Genomic DNA, 23,136 nt, shown 5'->3' with positions numbered 1-23,136 from the left:
CTCCTTATTATAAATATCAGTGTTTCATGTAGTCGATTACATATTTCCCAATCGTTGCAATACTTGTTTTGCCATGGCTATTATTTTCAAAGCCTTCTGTTAGTATGACAGCGTATACAGTTTTTTCACGATAATTTACAATTGCTGCATCATGTTCAACCCCAGGCAATTCCCCTGTTTTATGAAAAATGTTTAGGTTATCCTCATCAATCATGTAGTATGGCAGCTTTTCCTTTAATTGCTGATGGGATAGGATTGTTAGTATTTGTTTTCTTGTGTCTTCATTGATTATATTGTTTGGTTCCCGAGCTAGTCTTAGATATTGGAACATATCAAATGCACTTGTGTAATTTTCTAGCCCTTTCTGTTGTGCTTCTTGATCCATAAATTTTCGGCCGATATGGGTATGTCTGCATTCAAGCATGGAAGATAATCCATTAACATTGTGAATCCCTATCTTATCGAGGATAAGGTTCGCTGCTGTGTTATCTGAAACGATGATCATCAGCTCAAGTAAATTTTTATAACTGTATACATTTGAATTTGTTAAATAGTTAATGATGCCTGCACCGCCAACCTTCATGTCATCTTCAATATAGACCAAGGCATTGGGATTAAAAATGTTGTTTTCAATTTGGCGAAATGCTTCGATAAGCATAGGTACTTTTATAACGCTAGCTGCTTTTCTTGGTTCATAGGCATTGATAGTGATAGTGCCGTCTTTTGTTTGAATGAAAATAGAAAAGTTATCAATAGCATCATGTACAAGATTTTGGATTGACGATTTTAATTGATTAAAATTCATGATTTTTTCCGCCTTTAAAGAAGGTTAGTTATCTGATATATTATGGAAAAAATCCCCCTTTATTTTCTATCTATATGTTTTATTAAAAAGATTTAATAGTATTTTCAGAAACTTCACCCATTAACGATACATTTAACGACGGTGTTCGTTAATCTCTACCATAATACGGAATTTTCTTAATATTGTCAAGAAGGAAAGTAAGGAAAGTTTTAAAAACTATAGTTTAGGTAAGATAGTTTTTAGGGAGAAGCAGATTTTGTGATATGCTTTAGTAGAAAATAAGGCGGAATGGAGGGTTTTTTATGGAAAATTTACTGGACAAGCTAAAGGTGGAAATTCCCATTATTCAAGCGGGTATGGCAGGGGGAATTACGACACCGGAATTGGTTGCAGCTGTTGCCAATACAGGTGCATTAGGTACAATTGGTGCTGGCTATATGAGTGCAGCCGCATTAAAGAAAGAAATCCAGCAAATAAAGAAATTAACAGACAAACCATTCGCAGTAAATATATTTGCAGCAAATCTGGAGACATTCTCTAGTGATATAGCTGATATGCAACAGGTATTAAATAGATTTAGAGATGAATTAGTTATTGATTCCGGTCAGGACTCGATTAAAGTGACTGACTATTTACAGGAAAAAATTTATGTCATATTAGAAGAGAATATTCCAATTGTAAGTACAGCATTTGGCGTGCTGTCATCAGTATTAATCAAGCGACTGAAGGACAATAATGTTACATTGATTGGAATGGCGACTAATTTAGATGAAGCAAGTCAGCTTGTTGATGCTGGATATGACATTATCGTTGCACAAGGATCTGAGGCTGGTGGGCATAGAGGGACGTTTGATGTAAGGAAGTATAAAGATGGTTGCAGCATTGGATTGATAGCACTTGTTCAAGACTTCCTAAATGAATTTGATGTTCCGGTGGTCGCTGCGGGCGGTATTACCTCCAATAAACAGGTTTCCGCGCTTCAATCCATGGGAGCTTCAGCTGTTCAATTAGGAACCAGGTTTTTAGCAGCAAAAGAAGCAGGAACTAATAATGCCTACCGACGTGCATTAATTAAAGCAGGGGCGGAAGATACAGTAATAACAAAGGTGTTTTCAGGCAGACCAGCGCGGGCTATTATTAATAGATTTATAAAAGAAACGGAAATCAGTGGAGTTGAACCGTTGCCATTCCCCGTTCAAAATCAGATGACAAAAGACATTCGCACTGCTGGAAAAGAATTTGCAATTGCGGATTTTCAATCGTTGTGGGCAGGGCAAGGTGTTGGACAGATCAGTAAGGAAGAAACCGCAGCGGAAATAGTGCGGGATTTGGCGGGAAATGTTGGAGGGGACCGGTAATCATCAGCGGGACAGCTGGGATATCAGCAGGAGAGCAGGAATATCGTCAGGAGAGCAGACACCCCGCCTAACCTCCCTTAGTATGTACATTATAAAGGACCAGCCATAATTCCGGCTGATCCTAATTTACTTCCAATTAATTCTGCATATTATAATGTGCCTTCACTTGCTCACGTAATTCGCGCTTTAAAAACTTCCCGACGGAGGTTTTTGGAATTTCGTCGAAGAATAAAATATCATCTGGAAGCCACCATTTAGCGAATTGAGGTTGCAAAAATTCAAGCAGATCATCTTTTTCAATTCGACCTGCAAAACCCTCATGTAATACAACACATGCAACGGGGCGTTCTTGCCACTCTGGATCTGGAATTGCAACAACACTTGCCTCAAAAACAGATTCGTGAGCCATGAGGGCGTTTTCAAGGTCAACCGAAGAAATCCACTCGCCGCCGCTCTTAATTAAATCCTTCGTTCGGTCGACAATTTTAATTGTACCTTCCGCATCTACCGTGACTACATCGCCCGTGTGGAACCAACCATCAACAAATGCGCTATCGGTTCGTTCATCTTTGTAATACTCATTTGCAATCCAAGGTCCGCGCAGCAATAATTCACCCATTTCCTCTCCATTCCATTCGACCTCACCATCACCGCCCAGAACCTTCATTTCCAATCCCGGAACAAGAATGCCTTGTCTCGCACGTTCATCAAGCTTTTCCTCCATGCTTAAATCCTGCTGGTAGCTTTTTAATCTGGAAATGGTGACTAATGGTGTTGTTTCTGTTGCACCGTATGCATGATAAAAAGGAATGTTATATTTTTCTTCAAATGCTTTAATCAGGCCCCTTGGAGCAGCAGAACCACCGCATAGAACGGCACGCAAACTGGATGTATTGTAATTTCCCTGTTCCAATTCGCGAAGAAGTCCCAGCCAAATGGTTGGTACTCCAGCTGTAATGGTGACGTTAAATCTTTCAATAAATTCAGCAAGTCGTTTAGGTGTAAAACGAGGTCCAGGCATTACCTGCGTTGAACCGAACCATGTACATGCAAATGGTGTACCCCAGGCATTTACATGAAATTGAGGAACAACAGCCATTGATACATCGGATTCGGAAATTGCCGCTGAATCGGCCAGCCCGAGTGCAAGGCTGTGTAAAACGATACCCCGATGTGAATAGACTACACCTTTTGGCTTTCCTGTAGTAGCAGATGTATAGCACATACCAGCTGGATCGTTCTCATCAATATCTGTTGAAAATGAATAGGTTGGATCGCCGGTTTGCAGTAATTCTTCGTATGAATAGAGCGGCTTAAGGTTGGACTCTGGGAGCTCAGGCTTGTCAGTCATTACAACAAAGGTTTCGACCGTTGTTAACTTATCCTGCACTGCTTCTACAAGAGGTAAAATATCTTCATCGATGAAAAGGATTTTGTCTTCCGCGTGATTAATAATATAAATGATGTGTTCAGGAGATAGACGAATGTTAATGGTGTGCAGGACTGCTCCAATCCCTGGTGCGGCAAAGTAAATTTCGAGATGACGGTGGTGATTCCAAGCTAGAGTGCCGATGCGGTCTCCACTGTTCGCTCCCAGCTCATCTAATACGCTCATTAATCTTCGAGTGCGCTGACCAATATCGGCGTATGTAAGTCTGTGGAGCCTGTCATGCGTTTGTGAGATGACTTCTTTTTTAGCAAAGAATTTTTCTGCATGCTGTAACATTGAACCTACTGTTAACGGAACTTGCATCATAGTAAACATCTCCTTTTTAATTGAACTTGTATTAATAATACCATATAATTGGGATTATTTTAAAAATTATTAGAACTTTAGTCGGATTTATATACTCTGTAAGATACATGCTTTTTCTTCGCTTTCAACTTGCGGCTTCCTAGAGCTTTATTACGGTATTTTTTTTAATCAGTAATTCCACCATATTCATCAGCAGATGCTCACTTTGAAAGGTAATTTTTTTAATTCAATTTCCCCTGTCATGAATGGAAGGCGCTGTTTAATCACTTAAATTATATGAAAGGCATTCTGCAAGAAGACGTGATAAAATAAAAGAATATGCAAAAGACGGAAGGATTGTCTTGGAATGAAGAAACTGCAACATGATTTTACTCAGGGAAATATACTCAAGCATTTAATCGTGTTTTCAGGACCGATCATGCTCACAAATTTATTGCAAACATCGTATCAATTTGCTGACAGCTTGTGGGTTGGTAATTTGCTTGGTGCAAATGCACTTGGATCTGTTGCTGTCTCGAGTACGATTATATTCACCATACTCTCCTTTGTAATAGGATTGAATAATGCTGCGTTGACTATTTTATCTCAGCAAAAAGGCAGGGATGATGGGGAAGGGTTAAAAAGCTATTTGAATGCATTTGTTGTCATTCTAACGACGATAGCAGTAGTGTTAGGAACCATAGGATTTATTTTCGCAGAACCATTGTTAAGCCTGTTAGGTACACCGTCAACGATGATGGCTGATGCAAGGTCGTACCTTCAGATCAATTTTATAGGGATATTATTTTTATTTGGCTACAATTTTATCAGCACGGTGCTTCGCTCATTGGGTGACAGCAAAACACCATTACGGTTTGTTATGATTGCGGTTATCCTTAATATTGTACTTGATCCGTTGTTTATAAGCGGGTTTCATTTAGGTGTGGATGGTGCGGCTTATGCGACGATTACGGCTCAAGGGCTGGCTTTTCTATACGGTATTTCATTTGTGTTGTACAGAAAACTTGCCCCGTTTAGCATCCCTAAGCTGCCAACAAAGCAAGAAGTGGGTCTGATATTAAATCTCGGTATTCCTTCTGGATTACAAATGGCAGTTATTTCTGCTGGAGTTGCGGCGATTATGAGTGTTGTAACCTCATTCGGTGACAATGTTGTGGCGGGTTTTAGTGCTGCACAGCGACTTGATAGCCTGCTGATGCTGCCTGCACACGCTCTTGGTACAGCTGTCAGCAGTATGGCTGGGCAAAATATTGGTGTTGCAAATTGGTCACGTGTAAAAAACATTGCAAGGTATGGGGTTCTCTACAATTTTGCTGTTATGCTTATCGTCGGTATTCTAGTTGTCTTTTTTGCTGAATATGGTGTGCGGTTATTTATTCAGGACGAAGAGGCAGTTGCGTTTGGAACCAAATATCTGCAAATTATCGGTTTATGTTACCCGTTTTTAGGTATCAATTTTATTTTAAACGGAATTGTTCGAGCTTCAGGGGCTATGTATCAAGTGCTCGCCCTGAATGTCATTTCACTCTGGGTACTTCGCTATCCGTTAACTGCTTTATTTTCTGATTGGTTAGGTGATACTGGAATTGCGATTGGTATGGGTACTAGTTTTCTAGTAAGCAGCTTATTTGCTTATGGTTATTATCGATTCGGCAGATGGCGTGAAAAGGAATTGTTTGCTAAGCAAAAAAAGCGTTAAGCGGATTCTATGAATCTACTGATATGGTTTTGAAAGGTCGAGTCAGATGAAGAAAAGAACGAAAAAAGCAATCAAACAAACGATGATTATCACAGCGATGCTTTGCGGTGCATTTGTCATAGTATCTATTTTATCATTTGAACAAAATAGCACACCATTCCAAATTCAGCGTACCCTCATAAGTGATGAAGTGCTGGCATATGAACCGCTTGTTGCTAAATATGCAGATCAATATAATGTTTTAGAATATAAAGATGTGCTGCTTGCGATGATGATGCAGGAATCGGGCGGGCGCGGTAATGACCCAATGCAGTCATCGGAGAGCTATTGCGGCAAGATTGGTTGTATTGATGAACCGGAGCTTTCGATAAAGCAAGGTGTCTATTACTTTTCAAAAACGATTGAAGCTGCTGGCGGTGACATTGAATTAGCAATCCAATCGTATAATTTTGGCAGAGGTTTTATTGATTATGTCAAAGCTAAATCGGGTAATTATACACAAGAGGCTGCAATTGACTTTTCGCAAAAAATGTATGAATCAGCACCAGATAAGTCGATTTATTCGTGCTTGCGTGAAGAAGCAAAGAAATATAATGCGTGCTATGGTGACATATATTATGTTCGCGATGTAATGAAATATAAAGAGGAATTAACGGAACACGAACGCTAATCAATGTACCCATGTCCAGGCGAATGATATGATGGAAAAAAGAACATGTTAATATAGGGAGGAAATAATATGGTAAAGGCAATACATACGGAGAGTGCACCGGCAGCTATCGGTCCTTATTCGCAAGCGATAAAGGCTGGAGACTTTGTTTATGTTTCTGGACAAATCGGCATAAATCCTAGCACAGGTGAAGTCGAGCAAGGGATTGAGAAGCAAACTAACCAGGTATTAAATAACCTTAAATCCATTTTAACAGAAGCGGGAACAGATTTTTCACAAGTAGTAAAATTCACGATTTATTTGCAATCAATGGATGACTTTGCAACCATTAATGAAATTTATGGCAGTTACCTGCAAGAACCGTATCCGGCTCGTGCAACTGTTGAAGTAAGCCGTCTGCCGAAAGATGTACTAGTCGAAATGGATGTTGTTGTATACACGAAATAATAATGCAAAACGAATCATCAGGAGGGACAAGTAATGAATAATTTCACATATTACAATCCAACTAAATTGATTTTCGGAAAAGGTCAATTAGATGCGCTTCCAAATGAAGTAAACAAATATGGTAAAACAGTTTTGATTGTTTTTGGTGGAGGAAGCATTAAACGAAACGGAATCTATGATAATGTAATGGGAAAATTACGTGAAATGGATGCAACGGTATTTGAATTATCCGGAGTAGAACCAAACCCGCGTGTCTCAACAGTCAGGAAGGGTGTAGAAATATGCAACCGTGAAGGTGTCGATTTTATCCTTGCTGTTGGCGGTGGCAGTACAATCGATTGTACAAAAGCTATTTCAGTTGGGGCGAAAACAGATACAGATATTTGGGATATTGTAACGAAAAAAGAACATGCGAAAGATGCCCTTCCGTTTGGGACAGTACTGACACTTGCTGCGACTGGATCAGAAATGAATGCCGGGTCCGTTATTACGAATTGGGAACTGAATGAAAAGCATGGATGGGGCTCACCGTTTACATTTCCGAAATTCTCAATTTTAGATCCAGAACATACATTTTCAGTGCCTCGTGATCAGACAATTTATGGCATGGTTGATATGATGTCTCATGTTTTGGAGCATTATTTTCACCAAACAACCAATACCCCTGTCCAAGATCGTTTTTGTGAAGCGATTTTGCGAACCGTAATGGAAACTGCACCAAAGCTATTGGATGATCCGGAAAATTATGAGTATCGTGAAACCGTTATGCTGAGCGGAACGTTAGCACTAAACGGTATGCTAAACATGGGCTACCAAGGTGATTGGGCGACACATAATTTGGAGCATGCGGTATCTGCCGTGCATGATATTCCGCATGGGGGAGGACTTGCTATTTTGTTCCCGCATTGGATGATGCATGTACTCGATGAGAATGTTGATCGTTTTAAACAATTCGCTGTACGCGTATTTGATGTTGATCCTACAGGCAGGAATGATCGCGACGTGGCAATTGAAGGAATAAAAGCATTGCGTAATTTCTGGTCTGAGATTGGCGCACCATCAAGACTTGCCGACTATTCTATTGATGAAAGTTCTGTCGATGTAATGGCTGACAAAACGGTTGTCGCCCGTCCCGAATATGGAAACTTTAAAAAATTGACGAGAGAAGATTCTGTGGAAATTTTTAAAGCGAGTTTGTAGTTGAGTACGGGCATGAAGGTGGTTGGTCACCTAAATAATGGCAATACGATCCAGTTTCGGTGAAATACGATCCGAATTAGCTGAAATACGATCCAGAATTCGGAAATACGATCCAGAACTTGAAAAATACGATCCAAATCCAAGAAAATACGGTCCAAACAAAAAAGAACTGGCTGTTAGTTGTACACAGCTAGTTCTTCTTTGATTGCAGCTCTTATTTTATTTAAACATTCCTCAGGAGTTTTACCATGAATGCGTCTGCCATTAACTAAGGCGTATGGTTTAATTGCGCAAAGTCCGCAAAAAGATAGGCATTCATTCATCATCACTGCAACTTCTGGGAATTCTTTTTCGATAATACCTTCTATATCTAATGTAGTGATTGCATTACCGTCACAAACATCCACAATGACAATACCCATTGCTATCACTTTCTTTCTATTTAAACTGACTGTGTTAGTTGTAGCATATCCAGGAATGCAAATCAATATTTTTGTTTATTTAGGATGATGACTTATTCCGCACAAAGCTCATGGATACCCACTGTCTGCCTTTCCAGCGTCGGAGCATTAGAATTCCGCGCAGCCATTCATCTGCAATAAATGCAATCCAGATGCCGGTAAGTCCAAGATTCAAATAAATGCCAAAAAACCAGGCAAACACCACACTAATTCCCCACATAGAAGCAATGCCGATATAAACCGGAAACCTTACATCACCAGCTGCACGAAGGGAATTAATCACTACTAAATTAAATGCACGGCCAGGTTCTAAAATAACGGTTAGCAAAAGTAAAAACGATCCTGTTTCAATAATCGTGCTATCATCTGTAAATATACCAAATAACGGTTTTGCACACACATAGACAATACTTGCCATGAAAAGGGAAATGAAAATGGATATCTGCAGGCTTTTAATGCCACGTTCATAAGCGTCGTTTATTTTGCCGGAACCAATCATGTGGCCAATCAATATTTGTGTGCCTTGACCAATCGCGACTGCAAATAAAAAGATAAACATCATGATATTCTGGGCATAAACTTTTGTAGTTATGGCGATTGTTCCTAATTGTGCAACAAAATAAGTAATCACCATTTGACTTGCATTATAAGATAGCTGTTCTCCCGCAGAGGGAATGCCAATTTGCAGCAGTCCTTTAACATGGCTTTTTTGGTACCGGAAAAAATTTTTAAAATCCAATTCTCCTTGACTTCTTTTTATTAGTAAAAAGATAAGCACGAGAAATCCTATAAAACGGCTAATGGCAGTGGAAAATGCCACCCCGGCAACACCAAAAACAGGAAACCCAAATGGTCCGAATATCACAAAATAATTACCGATTACATTAAGAATATTCATCCCGATCGTCACAGCCATCGTATCCTTTGTATGTCCATAGCTGCGTAAAATCGCACCAGCAGTCATAATCAATGCCTGAACAAAAATAAGGCCACCAACTATTTGCATATAAATTATTGCTTCATCCATAATATTAGCCGGCAAGTCCATTAGCTGCAATATCCATCTTGCACAGCTGAAAAGAAGTATACTTAATAGCAACGAAAACCACAAATTCAGGCTGATTGACAGGACGGAAATCTCGCCTGCCTTTTTCTGTTGCTCTGCCCCTAGGTTTTGGGCAACTAAAATAGCAGCGCCCTGCGCAACGAAACCAAACATTACAATTACTACCGATAATATTTGATTGGATACCCCGACTGCCGCAACTGCTTTATCGGAGTATTGGCTAAGCATTAAAGTATCGGCATTCCCCATTAGCATATGAAGCATGATTTCAATGAATATTGGCCAAGTTAATGCAAATAATGTTAAGTTCTTCGTTTTATTTTCCTTCACGAATTTATCCTTCTTTCACTCCATACAATAGATTTATAGTTTATCGTTTTTTACAGGATTTAAAAAGTATTTTATACGCAGCAATAACCAAGTAACTTTATTGGTATTAGAGGATTATGCTACTATTAAATTGATAAATCTAGGAGGTGATCGTCATGAATGTTTTTGAGGCAATACAGGAACGACGTGAAATAACCAAATATTTAGACAAATCGATTCCCGATGAAGCACTCAGGAAGGTTGAAGATGCAGGGATTTTTGCCCCAACTGGAAATAATCTGCCTTCCAAAGATCTGATCATTGTAAAAAATCGCAAAGTACTTGACAAGCTGGCTGAGACTACCCCTTATATGAAGTGGCAGTATGAAGCTCCGGCAGCAATCGTCGTGACCGGCAGACCAGATGTGAGTAAATATTGGCTGCAGGATGCTTCTATTGCATGTGCATTTATCTGGCTTGAGGCGGTAGAAGCTGGTCTTGGATCTGCGTTTGGCGCTGTGTATCACTCACAGGACGAACAGGAATCACTTCAGCGGGAGAATCATGTGAAAAGTTTATTGGGAATACCAGATGACCGTCGTATAGTAGCCGTTCTAGGGCTGGGTTATCCGAAAGAAAATCCAAAACCGAAAAAGCATATTCCGAGAGACGAAATGGTGCATTATGAGAGGTTTGTATAGAGTGTTGCAGCAGCTTGAGAAACTGAACATTAACCTTCCTGTTTCAGGCAACATTACTATACTAAAACGGACAGCTGCCCGAAAGACAGCTGTCCGTTTAAATTCAGCTACGGTATGATGGAAGTCTATGCGTATGCCTTCCTTCATATTCATATTTATACCAGGCGACCAGCATGATGACTCCGCTCAATACGAGCAATCCGCTTGTTACGAAAAATACTGCCGAGAAACCGAAAAACCCTGCAAGCATGCCTCCGAGTGCTGGACCGATTATATTTCCGGCAAAACGAAGTGATGTATTATAGCCGAGCACTTCACCTTGAACAGATAATGGTGCTTCCTGGCGAATATATGCGATACGAACCGGTATAATTCCGCCAATCGATATACCCAGCAGGAAACGTAAAATAATTAACTGCCATATGTTTGTGACAAATGCTGCCGGAAAGTATACAATACCCGCCATAAACAGTAGAAAGATAACTATTTTAATATAACCGATTTTATCACCTAATCGGCCCCATTTTCTTGCCATCATTAAATTACCGAGACCTGCGGCTGAGAATGCCATACCAGAAAACAGTGCGATATTTGCTGTACCATGCAGGTCGCTGACATATAATGATAAAATTGGCTGGACACTGAAATGTGCAACCTGAACAAGCATAGAGATTAACATGACCACAAGCAATACTGGATGCCGTAAAATATGCTGCAGCACTTCTTTACTGGAATATGAATTTTTACTTGCTTTTTCATCCGAGAATCTAACTTTGATTTCCTTTACCCCGAAGATAACAATTAGTCCTGATAAGAATATTGAAATGGAGGTCCACTTAAATGTTGTAGCATAACCAAATACATCTGCTAGGGCCCCGCCTAACAGCGGCCCCATTAATGAACCTGTAATACTTCCTGTCTGCAAGGTTCCGAGTACTCTGCCAGCAATGTTTTTCGGTGTTTGCGTAGATATAAATGCTTGGGAAATAGGAATAAATCCAGTAAATATACCCATGAATAACCTTAATAAAAAGAGCTGCCATACCGAAGTTGCGAACCCCATTAATAAGACGGATAATCCAAGTCCTGTTGCAGATAATATCAGGATTCTTTTTCTTCCATAGCGATCACCTACCCTCCCCCAAACAGGAGAAAAAAGTAAGGCGGAAACAAATGTAATACCAAAAATCCAGCCGGACCAATTCTGTACATATGAATCTGAAAAGTTTCCATATGTCTCAATGTACAGAGAGATAAATGGAAGCACCATTGTCATACTTCCAGCAACAAAAAAGTTAGCAAACCACATGATTGCTAAATTACGCTTTACAATAGGATTTTGTTGATCAACGATGAGAATACCCTTCTTTCGTGCAATTATTTCGACACCCTAAATAATAGCCAATATAAAATTAGATTGAAAGTTATCTGCTCACAAATAGTTGTCCTTTTTCACCTATTAAATTAACGGTAAAATGAAACTTTGTGCTAAGCTAATAAGTATATTAAATATGTGTTTCAACTGTAAAAACTGGGTACTAAATTAAGAATGAATATAATAGAATAGTTGATAGATTCAAAAATACGAGATTATAAATCTGTATGTAAAGGGGAATAATGAAATGAAACGATTCATAAAACTGACAGCGGTTTTTGTTCTAATCATTGGGTTAGCTGCCGGAATTTCTACACCAGTATTTGCTGCTGACGGAAATAATTCAGATAGTATAAATGAAAAATTAGGAGTTCCAATTGTTGTTTATGGCGGTACATTATCAGATGCACAGAAAAAGGAAGTGCGTGAATCACTTGGTGTAACGGATTCGGAAGCTGTTGAAGAGTATACTGTTACTGGACAAGATGTTGCTAAATATATAAATGGTGACTCTACTGCACGGTTATTTTCATCGGCAAAAATCACACGAGAAGAAAAAGGCTCAGGATTAGTCATTAATATTGTGACAGCAGATAATATTACGGAAGTGACAACAGAAATGTATGCAAATGCATTGCTAACCGCAGGAGTTGAAGATGCGACGGTCGAAGTTGCTTCACCTGTAAAGGTTAGCGGGCACTCGGCATTGACTGGAATTTACAAAGCTTACGATGCACAGGGCGTCCCACTCGACAAAGAACGCATGGAATTAGCCGATGAAGAATTGGGTGTCGTAACAGACCTTGCCAAAAAAGAGGGGTTAAACCAGGAAAAAGTGAGTGGGCTAATTACGGAAATTAAGAAAGCCATCGCTGAACAAGATCCGGCAACAAAAGAAGAAGTTGAGCAAATTGTTCAAGATCAGTTAAGCAAGCTTGACATCTCATTAAGTGAAGCCGATCGCCAAATGCTGACAGATCTTTTCGAAAAAATGCGGGACTTAAATATAGACTTTGATAAAGTTAAGAACCAACTGGAGGACCTTACATCAGCGATCAAGAATAAAGCAGATGAATTAGGTTTGGATGCAGGGTTTTGGGAAAAGGCAGGAAACTTTTTCAAGGAGTTTTTCCAGCTGATAGGAAACTTTTTACAAGGATTGTTTAATTAACTTTTATTACAGGGAGGGCTCTTTTGCTTAGAGCCCTCTTATTTTTAAAGGACATACATAATTGGAGATGCTGTTATGAAAGAGAAAAATAAAACATCACAAAAATGGGCAATAACATTGTTCACGATCGGTGTATTTATGGCAGGTTTGGACAATGGAATTATAAGTACTGCACTAACTACAATTAATGATTCATTTAGTATTTCCCCATCGTGGGGAGCATGGAGTATCACCTTATACACACTTGGGATTGCAGTTAGTGTTCCGATCATTGGCAAGCTTTCCGACAAATTTGGCCGAAAACGTTTATTTATTATAGAAATAATTCTATTTGGAATTGGTTCGTTACTCGTTGCATTTAGCCCAAATTTCATTTTTCTGCTTATTGCCAGGTTGATTCAGTCGATTGGCGGCGGAGGTATTTTTATTATTGGGAGTTCCCATATTCTTGCTGCATTACCTAAGGATAAACAGGGGAAGGCACTGGGGATGCTTGGCGGAATGAATGGTTTTGCTGCGGTTATTGGTCCTAATCTCGGTGCAGTAATTCTTGATATAACAGGGTCATGGCATTGGTTATTTCTAATTAATATACCAATAGCAATTTTTCTCATTGTATTTGGCTTCTTAAAAATCGATGAAACGAAACCGGGTACTTCTAAACCGCTGGATCTTGTTGGGACTGCATTGCTGGCATGTGCAATCCTTGCATTAATGTTTGGCATTACAAATCTAAATAGCCAAGCAGTTTTAGAAAGTATCACACAAGTAAATGTAGCTCCATTTTTGCTCATTGGTATTATTTTATTGCTTGCCTTGGTTTACCATGAACGTCAAGTTGAAAATCGTGGCGGTGATCCAATTCTTGCTTTTTCTTTGTTGAAAAAGCGTTTATTTCAAATTACATTGATCCTCGGTTTATTATCCGGCGGGTTTCTTGCAGGGATAATTTTTATTCCTGCTTACGTCCAGCAAGTATTACAGGTTCCCGTTGAAAATGCCGGGTATTGGTTAACTCCGCTTGCGGTTTCCTCTGGGATAGGTGCAGGATTAGGCGGGGTTTTAACTGATAGAAAAGGACCAGCTAAGACAATTATATTATCTGGTGTTGTTGGTGTTATAGGCTTTTTGTTATTTCCGTTTACAGTTGATGGGGTATGGACATTTACACTAGCTAGTATATTAGCCGGAATAGGACTAGGTATCTTACTTGGTGCACCTTTGAATGTGCTAGTTGGCGAAAGTGCCAGAAGCGGGGAACAAGGTTCAGCACTGGGGACATTATCCTTAATTAGACAAATTGGCATGACGCTCTTTCCGACGATTTATGCTGGATTTATGACAGGGGGCTTTTCCAAGCTTCAGAATGCTGTTGAACAGGAATTTGGAAACAATCTATTGGATTTTTCTAAATCAAGTGAAGCGAACTATGGTAATTTAATAGAGCAAATCGAAATGATAAGCAATACAGAATTACAGGTCGATATTTTAAAGATTGTAACGGATACACTTAAAACCGCCTTTTCTCAAATGTTTATTACGGCAAGCATTCTCGCCGCACTCGTATTGCTGACAGGATGTTATTTGCACTATAGAAATAAATCTGCATACCAGAACAAATGATTAAAATTACTCTGACTTTAGCAATAAGTTGGAGTTTTTTTAATTTTGTGTCGTTTATTGGAAAAAAGTACCAATTAATTGCGTATAAAAATGTTTAATGAAATAGATGAATTAGCAAAGCCTTTAATAATAAGGCAATTTTATGGAAATTACAATAGGAAAAATGATACCAATTTAAATAATTTTTTAAAAAATAGGGTGCAAAGTTTATGAAAAAGTAGTATAATCCTCTACACAGATAAATTTAATAAACCTAAATTGTCTGAATAATATAAACAATACAACAGGAGGGTTTACACATGAATTGGAAGAAAGGTTCTTTACTTCTAACATTAGTATTCGCTATGAGTATCTTCTTAGCTGCTTGTGGCGGAGATTCTGATGGAGAGTCAAAGGGAGCTTCTGATAGTTCAGATGGCAGCACTGGACAAGCAGCTGACCAAACGTTCAACATTAACATTAAATCAGAGCCGCCTTCATTACATCCAGGAAAGGCAACTGATTCGACATCAGGTGCCGTACTTAATCAAACCTTTGAAGGATTAATGCGCATCAACCAGGATGGTGAAGCAGAACCAGCAATGGCTGAATCCTATGAGGTTTCGGATGACCAAACAAAATATACGTTCAAAATTCGCGAAGATGCAAAATGGTCAAATGGTGATCCTGTAACTGCACAGGATTTTGAATATGCCTGGAAATGGGTGCTTAATCCTGAGAGCCCGGATACAGATTATGCCTACCAATTGTACGTAATTAAAGGAGCCGAAGCAGCTAAAACTAGTGAGGGTTCTTTAGATGACGTCGGCATTACAGCAAAAGATGACAAGACATTGGTTGTTGAACTTGATCAACCAACACCATACTTCTTAGATTTAACAGCATTCTATACTTATTTCCCAGTAAATCATAAGGTTGTTGATGGTGTAGACGATTGGGCGCAGGATGTAGGAGAAAATTATGTAACAAATGGTCCTTTCCTAATGGAATCATGGGAACATAAGAATCAAATCGTCCTTAAGAAAAATCCTGATTATTGGGATGCAGAAAATGTAAAACTAGAAACAGTTAATATGTATATGATTGATGACGAAAATACGGAATTACAAATGTACGAAAGCAGTGAATTAGACTGGGCAGGTTCTCCAACAGGATCGATTCCGCTAGCAGCAATTCCGGCATTGAAACAGGAAGGTACATTAAACGTTTCACCATTAGCTGGTGTGTATTACTACGCGTTTAATACAGAAAAAGAACCTTTTAACAATGCCAATATTCGTAAAGCATTTGCATTGTCGATTAACCGTGAGGGTATCGTGAAGAGCATTACAAAAGGTGAACAGCAACCGGCAATGGCTTTAGTTCCACCTTCAATATTTGAAGAAAATAATGAAGGCTACTTTAAAGATAACGATGTAGAAAAAGCGAAGGAATATCTGCAAAAAGGTCTGGATGAGCTAGGCCTGGATAAGCTGCCTAAAATCAGCGTTACCTATAATACAAGTGAATCACATGCAGCAATTGCTCAAGCTATTCAGGATATGTGGAGAGAAAACCTTGGTGTAGATGTTGAGCTGAATAATGAGGAGTGGAACGTATTCCTGGATACAATGGGTGAAGGTAACTTCCAAGTTGGCCGTATGGGATGGAATGCAGATTTCAATGACGCAATTAACTTCTTGGAAATCTTCCAATCTGTTGGAGGAAACAACTATACGAATTGGGAGAATGAAGAGTATGCTAGTTTGCTAGAGAAATCAAAAACAGAAACAGATCCAGCAGCACGCAGAGATATTTTGCGTCAAGCTGAACAAATCTTTATGGATGAAATGCCTATTGCACCAATCTATTTCTATACTAACGTATGGCTGAACAAAGATTATGTGAAGGACGTTACCGTTTCTCCGCTTGGTACAATTCAATTAAAATGGGGCTATATTGCAGAACATTAAAAAGTAACATTTTCATACAAGGTATTTAGTGCTCTATTTACCTTGTATGATTTACAATTATTGTAATTTTTATAGGGAATAATCTATGCTGTTGAAAGTAAAGGCAGAACGAATGTACCCTTAAATTTCCCTGAATTTGGAAAATTTTCATTAGAAAAAAGCGAAAAATAAAGTTTTTTTACAAAAAAGTTTCGAGTATTTTTAGACAAAATTACATTTCGGCAAATTTGCCAAAGACCTATATGCTGAAAGGGTTTTCAAAGTTTCAATTTGCGAAAGGTTCTACTTTCGAAATAAATTGAGAGACAATTGTAAATAATTTTTTTAAAAAATCTAATGAAATATTTTTGAAATAATAGTATAATGTTGATTGCAGATAATTTGAATTGTCTGTCAAATAAAACAGAGATTACTAGGGAGGGTCAAATTAATGAATTGGAAGAAATGGTCTTTACTTTTAGCACTCGTATTTGCTATGAGTATCTTCTTAGCTGCTTGTGGCGGAGATGATTCCAGCAGCAACGAAGGCGGAGATGATACAGATACTGCAGAAGAAGGTAGCAGTGGAGAAGAAGGAGATAGTGGCGAAACAGCACTTGCTGATGATCAAACGTTTAACGTTAACATCAAAACTGAACCACCTTCACTACATCCAGGGAAAGCATCTGACACTACTTCAAGTGCCGTGCTTGACCAAATTTTCGAAGGTTTAACACGCATTAACCAGGACGGTGAGCCTGAGAATGCAATGGCTTCTGATATTCAAACTTCAGAAGACTTAACAACTTATACATTTACTATTCGCGATGGTGCTACATGGTCAAATGGAGACCCTGTTACAGCACAGGATTTCGAATATGCGTGGAAATGGGTATTAAACCCAGATAGCCCTGATACAGATTATGCTTATCAGTTATATCCGATTAAGAACGCCGCAGAAGCAAAAGCTGGTGACGTTCCGTTAGACGAAGTTGGTATTACAGCTAAAGATGATAAAACGTTAGTTGTAGAGCTTGCGCAGCCAACACCATATTTCTTACAATTAACAGCATTCCACACTTACTATCCAGTAAACAAAAATGTTGTTGACGGGAAAACAGAATGGGCTACAGATGTTTCTGAAAACTATGTAACAAATGGTCCATTCACAATGGAATCCTGGGCACACAAAGACCAAATCGTGCTTAAGAAGAATGCTGATTATTGGGATGCTGAAAACGTAAAACTTGAAACAATCAATATGTATATGGTTGAAGATGAAAATACAGAATTGCAAATGTACAAAAATGGTGAGTTGGATTGGGCAGGTTCACCAACTGGATCTATTCCGCTTGCTGCTATTCCATCACTTAAAGAAGATGGTTCATTAAATATCTCGCCAAAAGCAGGTATTTACTACTACTCTTTCAATACGGAAGTTGAACCATTTAACAATGTAAATATCCGTAAAGCATTTGCATATGCAATTAACCGTCAAGGTATTGTTGACAGTATCACTAAAGGTGAACAGCAACCTGCGATGGCTTTAGTGCCGCCATCAATCTTTGAAGAAAACAAAGAAGGTTACTTTGAAGATAATAATGTTGAGAAAGCTAAAGAATTGCTAGAAAAAGGTATGGAAGAGCTTGGCATTGATAAATTGCCAGTAGTCAAAGTTACCTATAACACGGATGAAGGTCATGCCGCAATTGCTCAGGCGATCCAAGATATGTGGAGAGAAAATCTTGGTGTTGAAGTAGAACTAAATAATGAAGAATGGAACGTATTCCTAGATACAATGGGTGAAGGTAACTATCAAGTTGGTCGTATGGGCTGGATTGCAGACTTTAACGACGCTATCAACTTCTTGGAAATCTTCCAATCTGTAGGTGGAAACAACTACACTAACTGGGAAAACGAAGAGTATTCAGCATTGCTAGAAAAATCTAGAACTGAAACAGACCCAGATGCACGCAGAGAAATCTTGCGTGAAGCTGAAGCATTATTCATGGAAGAATTGCCGCTTGCACCAATCTATTTCTACACTAACTTGTGGCTGAATAAAGATTATGTAAAAGGCATCGAAGTATCTCCTATGGGTAGCTTCAACCTTAAATGGGGTTACATTGCTGAACACTAGAATATAATTTTACCTGAAAGAGCAACTAAATATGAGGTATATAGATGCACAATCTATATACCTTGTATTAATGCTTGGGACTTTATTATCAGAAAGTTAAAAACAACATGATTGAACCCCTTTGATGCATTTAATGTAACAGCGACCGTTTGGGACGCTATCAGTATTTTATTGTTTACTATATAAAACAGTAAAATAATGAAATTAACTGGTAAGGGGTGATGTGGATCACTCCTATTTTTTTGGAGGAAGGAATTTTGGAGGTGTAACTTTTGGCTAGGTACCTGCTAAAACGTTTAGGGTTTATATTAGTTTCATTGTTTTTCATCGTAACAATCACGTTTTTCTTAATGCAGGCAGCACCAGGTGGTCCGTTTGCATCGGAGAGGAAATTACCACCTGTTATTGAACAGCAAATGAATGAACAGTATGGATTAAATGATCCATTATATCAACAATATTTTGATTATCTTGTTAATATCGTACAATGGGATTTCGGTCCATCATTTAAATATGTTGGACAAAGTGTAAATGATATTATTAGCAGAAGTTTCCCATACTCTTTAATTCTGGGAGCAGAGGCTATATTCCTTGCATTATCCATCGGTATATTATTGGGTGTCATAGCGGCACTGAAACATAATAAGTTTGGAGATTACTTTGCAATGGTAATCGCCGTTCTCGGTATATCCGTGCCAAGCTTTATCCTGGCATCCGTACTGCAATATGTTTTTGCGGTGAAATTAGAGATGCTGCCGGTGGCCAGATTTGAGTCGTTTGCACATACCATTTTACCTGCTATCGCATTAGCAACAACACCACTCGCGTTTATTGCCCGACTGATGCGGTCAAGTATGCTGGATGTGCTGAATTCCGATTATATTAAAACAGCAAAAGCAAAAGGTTTGAACGAACGAATTGTTACGTATCGTCATGCCATACGTAATGCGATTTTACCAGTAGTGTCTTATTTAGGACCATTAGTAGTAGCAATTCTTACAGGAAGTTTTGTTATTGAAAAAATATTTGCAATTCCAGGTTTAGGAAATGAATTTGTTGTTAGTGTTACAAACCGTGATTATACCGTAATTATGGGAACTACTGTATTCTTTAGTGTCCTTCTATTAGTTTCAATATTAATAGTCGACTTGATTTACGGATTAGTCGATCCTCGGATAAAAGTAGCCGGGAAGGGGGACAAGTAAACTATGGAACAATTAAACTTAAAAAATAGTGATTTCGAACCATTAGAAAAGAAACATGAAGATGCTGAAAAAATAGCTGGCGAAAGTACCTCCTTTTGGAAAGATGCTTGGCGCCGCTTTAAGAAAAATAAATTGGCTTTAGCAGGAATCGTTGTAATTGTTATCCTTGGAATATTGTCGTTTATTGGCGGACCTATTTCTGGACAGAATTACTACGAAAATGACCTTATTGGCTCGAATCAGCCTCCATCAGCAGAGCATTGGTTTGGGACTGATTCATTAGGAAGGGATATGTTTGCCAGAACATGGTACGGGGCAAAAATTTCCTTATTCATCGGTTTGATGGCTGCCTTTATTGACTTGATCATTGGTGTTATTTGGGGCGCAGTATCAGGCTTCTTTGGCGGAAAAATTGACGAATACATGATGCGTATTGCTGATATTTTATACGGTGTACCATATTTGCTGGTTGTTATTTTGCTTATGGTTATTATGCCTCAGGGGCTTTGGACGCTGATTATCGCAATGACCATAACAGGCTGGATAAACATGGCGAGGATTGTTCGGGGGCAGGTAATGCAATTGAGATCCGAGGAATATGTCATGGCTTCACAGTCGCTTGGAGCAAGTAATTCCAGGATTCTATTTAGACACCTTGTACCAAATACGTTAGGACCTGTACTTGTTACATTAACACTTACAATTCCAAATGCTATTTTTACGGAAGCATTCCTAAGCTATCTAGGACTTGGTGTTCCGGCACCACTCGCTAGTTGGGGTACGATGTCATCAGATGCATTACCAGCACTGCAATACTATCCGTACCAGTTGTTCTTCCCTGCATTCTTTATTTGTTTAACCATGTTAGCATTTAACATAATTGGTGACGCAATGAGAGATGCATTAGATCCAAAAGAACGCAAGTAAGGAGAGAGAAGATAAATGGATAAAATTCTTAAAGTAAATGATTTATCCGTATCGTTTGACACATATGGCGGTGAAGTAAAAGCTGTTCGCGGTGTCACATTTGATCTTGATGAGAAAGAAACTTTGGCGATTGTTGGCGAATCCGGATCAGGTAAAAGTGTAACTGCCCAGTCAATCATGCGGTTGATTCCGATGCCTCCTGGTAAATTTGCTAGTGGATCAATTGAATTTAATGGTGAAAATGTAATAGAAAAATCCGAAAAGCAAATGGAAGGAATTCGCGGTAAAGAAATAAGCATGATCTTCCAGGATCCAATGACATCGTTAAATCCAACGATGACAGTTGGAAAGCAAATTGCAGAAGGCTTAATAAAACATCAAAATATGTCGAAAAAAGAAGCCCATCATCGTGGGGTAGAATTGTTGAAACTTGTTGGAATTCCCAACCCAGAGGCACGTATTAAACAATACCCGCACGAATTTTCAGGTGGTATGCGTCAGCGTGCAATGATTGCAATTGCACTAGCATGTAATCCTAAAGTTCTTATAGCTGACGAACCAACAACAGCACTGGACGTAACAATTCAAGCACAGATCCTTGATTTGATGCGTGATCTTCAAGATCAAACTGGTACTTCAATCATTTTGATCACACATGATTTGGGAGTTGTGGCCAACGCAGCGCATCGTGTTGCTGTTATGTATGGCGGGAAAATTGTCGAAACGGGAAATGTAGATGAGATTTTCTACAATCCAAAACATCCTTATACATGGGGATTACTTGGTTCTATGCCTAAGCTTGACAGCGATAGTGATGAGGAATTACAAGCGATACCTGGATCACCTCCTGATTTAGCTGATCCGCCAAAAGGGTGTCCTTTTGCAGCGCGTTGCCCGTATGCAATGAAAGTGTGTGAGGATCATATGCCCGAATATACGGAGCTTTCCAAAACACAAAAAACTGCATGCTGGTTATTGGATGAACGCTCTCCAAAAGTTGAACCCCCTGAATCTGCATTAGTAGGAGGTTCGAAAGTTAATGAATAATAATAAAGAAAAATTACTTGAAATAAAAAACCTGAAAAAGCATTTTAAAATGGACCGCAATAATTATTTAAAAGCAGTCGACGATATTAGCTTTGATATTTATAAAGGTGAGACATTTGGTTTGGTAGGAGAATCTGGCTGCGGAAAATCTACTGCTGGACGTACAATTTTGCGTTTATACGAAGCTACAGAAGGTGCAGTTAACTTTCAGGGAGAAAATGTGCATGCTAAAAAATCTAAAAAAGATTTAAAGAAATTTAATCGCAGCATGCAAATGATCTTCCAGGACCCATATGCATCGTTGAATCCAAGGATGACAGTTAAGGATATCATTGCCGAGGGTATGGATATTCATGGTCTTGTAAACAACAAGAAAGAACGGACAGCACGTGTAAATGAACTATTGGAAACAGTAGGATTAAATGCAGATCACGGAAACCGTTACCCACACGAATTTAGTGGTGGACAGCGCCAGCGTATTGGTATTGCCCGGGCACTTGCGGTAAATCCAGATTTTATTGTAGCCGATGAGCCTATCTCCGCTTTGGACGTGTCTATCCAGGCACAGGTTGTTAACCTCTTGAAAAAGTTACAGCGTGAACGCGGGTTAACGTACCTATTCATCGCCCATGATTTATCAATGGTTAAGCACATTAGCGACCGTGTAGGTGTTATGTATTTAGGAAATATGGCAGAGGTTGCTACAAGTGATGATTTATATGCTGAGCCACTTCATCCGTATACGCAGGCGTTATTAAGTGCAATTCCTATTTCAGATCCTGAAGTAGAACGCACAAGAGAGCGTATCATTGTTGAAGGTGATGTTCCAAGTCCAATCAATCCGCCAAGTGGATGCCGTTTCAGAACAAGATGTCCTATGGCTATGGAAATCTGCTCCAAAGTGGTACCGGAATGGCAAGAACATTCTAAAGACCACTGGGTAGCATGTCATTTATATAACGATAAATATAACGAAGAAAATAAAGCAAGACAAAATTTGGCAAAAGCATAAGTTTTGTCCGTATAAAAATAGATCCATTAGTAATATAATGGGTCTATTTTTTTGACTAAAAATAGCACGTAATTACTATATATTACAATAATTTGTAGGTATTAAAACACAAAATTCGCAAAAGGGTGAAATAAAAAACTTTAAAAAGGCTTGTTAAAAATCAGAAAATAATATATAATTTAAAAAGTCACTGTTATATTACAATTGTGTAACAACGCGATGAATATACTCTA

At 38.8% G+C, this 23,136-nt stretch carries 20 protein-coding genes; 15 read left to right on the top strand and 5 right to left on the bottom strand.

Annotated elements, in window-relative coordinates; all coding sequences use genetic code 11:
• Positions 1–16: 16 nt before the first annotated feature.
• Positions 17–805, bottom strand: a complete 789-nt coding sequence (locus tag IEV74_RS07360) for a serine hydrolase (RefSeq protein WP_188454723.1) — start codon at positions 803–805, stop codon at positions 17–19.
• Between the two features lie 302 nt (positions 806–1,107).
• Here IEV74_RS07360 and IEV74_RS07355 point away from each other — a divergent pair, with 302 nt between their 5' ends.
• The gene (locus tag IEV74_RS07355) at positions 1,108–2,163 is read left to right on the top strand and encodes an NAD(P)H-dependent flavin oxidoreductase (protein WP_188454722.1); all 1,056 of its coding nucleotides are present in this window, start codon (positions 1,108–1,110) and stop codon (positions 2,161–2,163) included.
• Positions 2,164–2,299: 136 nt separating this feature from the next.
• On the opposite strand, the gene IEV74_RS07350 is transcribed toward IEV74_RS07355, so the two are convergent.
• Positions 2,300–3,919 carry a long-chain fatty acid--CoA ligase gene (locus IEV74_RS07350; protein ID WP_188454721.1) on the bottom strand — a complete coding sequence of 540 codons (1,620 nt, stop codon included), beginning with the start codon at positions 3,917–3,919 and terminating at the stop codon, positions 2,300–2,302.
• Between the two features lie 346 nt (positions 3,920–4,265).
• Between IEV74_RS07350 and IEV74_RS07345 the strand changes: the two genes are divergently transcribed.
• The 5 genes from IEV74_RS07345 (at position 4,266) to IEV74_RS07325 (ending at position 8,140) form a co-directional block, all read left to right on the top strand.
• Complete coding sequence (locus IEV74_RS07345; RefSeq protein ID WP_188454720.1) at positions 4,266–5,618, top strand: MATE family efflux transporter; 1,353 nt, start codon at positions 4,266–4,268, stop codon at positions 5,616–5,618.
• 46 nt (positions 5,619–5,664) lie between these two features.
• Positions 5,665–6,288, top strand: coding sequence for a lysozyme family protein (locus tag IEV74_RS07340; RefSeq protein WP_188454719.1), 624 nt, complete (start codon positions 5,665–5,667; stop codon positions 6,286–6,288).
• A 69-nt stretch (positions 6,289–6,357) separates the two neighbouring features.
• A complete protein-coding gene (locus IEV74_RS07335; protein ID WP_188454718.1) occupies positions 6,358–6,735 on the top strand; it encodes a RidA family protein in 378 nt (125 codons plus the stop codon).
• Positions 6,736–6,768: 33 nt separating this feature from the next.
• On the top strand, positions 6,769–7,935 hold the full coding sequence (locus tag IEV74_RS07330; RefSeq protein WP_188454717.1) for an iron-containing alcohol dehydrogenase: 1,167 nt from the start codon (positions 6,769–6,771) through the stop codon (positions 7,933–7,935).
• Between the two features lie 37 nt (positions 7,936–7,972).
• Positions 7,973–8,140 (top strand): hypothetical protein, encoded by a 168-nt coding sequence (locus IEV74_RS07325; protein WP_188454716.1) that lies wholly within the window; start codon positions 7,973–7,975, stop codon positions 8,138–8,140.
• On the opposite strand, the gene IEV74_RS07320 is transcribed toward IEV74_RS07325, so the two are convergent.
• On the bottom strand, positions 8,112–8,357 hold the full coding sequence (locus IEV74_RS07320; protein ID WP_188454715.1) for a YuzB family protein: 246 nt from the start codon (positions 8,355–8,357) through the stop codon (positions 8,112–8,114). The genes IEV74_RS07325 and IEV74_RS07320 overlap by 29 nt on opposite strands.
• A gap of 79 nt (positions 8,358–8,436) precedes the next feature.
• Positions 8,437–9,792, bottom strand: a complete 1,356-nt coding sequence (locus IEV74_RS07315; RefSeq protein ID WP_188454714.1) for an MATE family efflux transporter — start codon at positions 9,790–9,792, stop codon at positions 8,437–8,439.
• Positions 9,793–9,947: 155 nt separating this feature from the next.
• On the opposite strand from IEV74_RS07315, the gene IEV74_RS07310 reads away from it, so the two are divergent.
• Positions 9,948–10,472 (top strand): nitroreductase family protein, encoded by a 525-nt coding sequence (locus IEV74_RS07310; protein ID WP_188454713.1) that lies wholly within the window; start codon positions 9,948–9,950, stop codon positions 10,470–10,472.
• Between the two features lie 103 nt (positions 10,473–10,575).
• Here the strand turns inward: IEV74_RS07310 and IEV74_RS07305 are convergent, their stop codons facing one another.
• Positions 10,576–11,781: an MFS transporter gene (locus IEV74_RS07305; RefSeq protein WP_188454712.1), complete on the bottom strand. Its 1,206-nt coding sequence runs from the start codon at positions 11,779–11,781 to the stop codon at positions 10,576–10,578.
• 313 nt (positions 11,782–12,094) lie between these two features.
• Between IEV74_RS07305 and IEV74_RS07300 the strand changes: the two genes are divergently transcribed.
• The 8 genes from IEV74_RS07300 to IEV74_RS07265 all read left to right on the top strand — a co-directional run bounded on the left by IEV74_RS07300 (position 12,095) and on the right by IEV74_RS07265 (position 22,903).
• Positions 12,095–13,018, top strand: a complete 924-nt coding sequence (locus IEV74_RS07300) for a DUF1002 domain-containing protein (protein ID WP_188454711.1) — start codon at positions 12,095–12,097, stop codon at positions 13,016–13,018.
• A 75-nt stretch (positions 13,019–13,093) separates the two neighbouring features.
• Positions 13,094–14,641, top strand: coding sequence for an MFS transporter (locus IEV74_RS07295; protein WP_188454710.1), 1,548 nt, complete (start codon positions 13,094–13,096; stop codon positions 14,639–14,641).
• 299 nt (positions 14,642–14,940) lie between these two features.
• The gene (locus tag IEV74_RS07290; protein WP_188454709.1) at positions 14,941–16,593 is read left to right on the top strand and encodes a peptide ABC transporter substrate-binding protein; all 1,653 of its coding nucleotides are present in this window, start codon (positions 14,941–14,943) and stop codon (positions 16,591–16,593) included.
• Between the two features lie 430 nt (positions 16,594–17,023).
• Positions 17,024–18,712 carry a peptide ABC transporter substrate-binding protein gene (locus IEV74_RS07285; RefSeq protein WP_188454708.1) on the top strand — a complete coding sequence of 563 codons (1,689 nt, stop codon included), beginning with the start codon at positions 17,024–17,026 and terminating at the stop codon, positions 18,710–18,712.
• 272 nt (positions 18,713–18,984) lie between these two features.
• Positions 18,985–19,917, top strand: coding sequence for an ABC transporter permease (locus tag IEV74_RS07280; protein WP_188454707.1), 933 nt, complete (start codon positions 18,985–18,987; stop codon positions 19,915–19,917).
• Positions 19,918–19,920: 3 nt separating this feature from the next.
• Positions 19,921–20,844 (top strand): ABC transporter permease, encoded by a 924-nt coding sequence (locus tag IEV74_RS07275; RefSeq protein WP_188454706.1) that lies wholly within the window; start codon positions 19,921–19,923, stop codon positions 20,842–20,844.
• Between the two features lie 15 nt (positions 20,845–20,859).
• A complete protein-coding gene (locus IEV74_RS07270) occupies positions 20,860–21,891 on the top strand; it encodes an ABC transporter ATP-binding protein (RefSeq protein ID WP_188454705.1) in 1,032 nt (343 codons plus the stop codon).
• Positions 21,884–22,903, top strand: coding sequence for an ABC transporter ATP-binding protein (locus IEV74_RS07265; protein ID WP_188454704.1), 1,020 nt, complete (start codon positions 21,884–21,886; stop codon positions 22,901–22,903). Before IEV74_RS07270 ends, IEV74_RS07265 begins: the two co-directional genes overlap by 8 nt.
• Positions 22,904–23,136: the final 233 nt, after the last annotated feature.

Origin of the sequence: Virgibacillus oceani, assembly GCF_014638995.1 — a bacterium.
Taxonomy (GTDB): Bacteria; Bacillota; Bacilli; order Bacillales; family Amphibacillaceae; genus Virgibacillus_E; species Virgibacillus_E oceani.
This window is presented reverse-complemented; position numbering and strand designations above follow the sequence as displayed.

Bases quoted from the DNA above. Each gene is read 5' to 3' on its own strand.
- IEV74_RS07330 (WP_188454717.1), top strand. From the start codon at position 6,769: ATGAATAATTTCACATATTACAATCCAACTAAATTGATTTTCGGAAAA.
- IEV74_RS07290 (WP_188454709.1), top strand. From the start codon at position 14,941: ATGAATTGGAAGAAAGGTTCTTTACTTCTAACATTAGTATTCGCTATG.
- IEV74_RS07275 (WP_188454706.1), top strand. From the start codon at position 19,921: ATGGAACAATTAAACTTAAAAAATAGTGATTTCGAACCATTAGAAAAG.
- IEV74_RS07345 (WP_188454720.1), top strand. From the start codon at position 4,266: ATGAAGAAACTGCAACATGATTTTACTCAGGGAAATATACTCAAGCAT.
- IEV74_RS07310 (WP_188454713.1), top strand. From the start codon at position 9,948: ATGAATGTTTTTGAGGCAATACAGGAACGACGTGAAATAACCAAATAT.
- IEV74_RS07355 (WP_188454722.1), top strand. From the start codon at position 1,108: ATGGAAAATTTACTGGACAAGCTAAAGGTGGAAATTCCCATTATTCAA.
- IEV74_RS07265 (WP_188454704.1), top strand. From the start codon at position 21,884: ATGAATAATAATAAAGAAAAATTACTTGAAATAAAAAACCTGAAAAAG.
- IEV74_RS07325 (WP_188454716.1), top strand. From the start codon at position 7,973: ATGGCAATACGATCCAGTTTCGGTGAAATACGATCCGAATTAGCTGAA.
- IEV74_RS07285 (WP_188454708.1), top strand. From the start codon at position 17,024: ATGAATTGGAAGAAATGGTCTTTACTTTTAGCACTCGTATTTGCTATG.
- IEV74_RS07295 (WP_188454710.1), top strand. From the start codon at position 13,094: ATGAAAGAGAAAAATAAAACATCACAAAAATGGGCAATAACATTGTTC.
- IEV74_RS07270 (WP_188454705.1), top strand. From the start codon at position 20,860: ATGGATAAAATTCTTAAAGTAAATGATTTATCCGTATCGTTTGACACA.
- IEV74_RS07340 (WP_188454719.1), top strand. From the start codon at position 5,665: ATGAAGAAAAGAACGAAAAAAGCAATCAAACAAACGATGATTATCACA.
- IEV74_RS07300 (WP_188454711.1), top strand. From the start codon at position 12,095: ATGAAACGATTCATAAAACTGACAGCGGTTTTTGTTCTAATCATTGGG.
- IEV74_RS07350 (WP_188454721.1), bottom strand. From the start codon at position 3,919: ATGATGCAAGTTCCGTTAACAGTAGGTTCAATGTTACAGCATGCAGAA.
- IEV74_RS07335 (WP_188454718.1), top strand. From the start codon at position 6,358: ATGGTAAAGGCAATACATACGGAGAGTGCACCGGCAGCTATCGGTCCT.
- IEV74_RS07305 (WP_188454712.1), bottom strand. From the start codon at position 11,781: ATGTGGTTTGCTAACTTTTTTGTTGCTGGAAGTATGACAATGGTGCTT.
- IEV74_RS07320 (WP_188454715.1), bottom strand. From the start codon at position 8,357: ATGGGTATTGTCATTGTGGATGTTTGTGACGGTAATGCAATCACTACA.
- IEV74_RS07360 (WP_188454723.1), bottom strand. From the start codon at position 805: ATGAATTTTAATCAATTAAAATCGTCAATCCAAAATCTTGTACATGAT.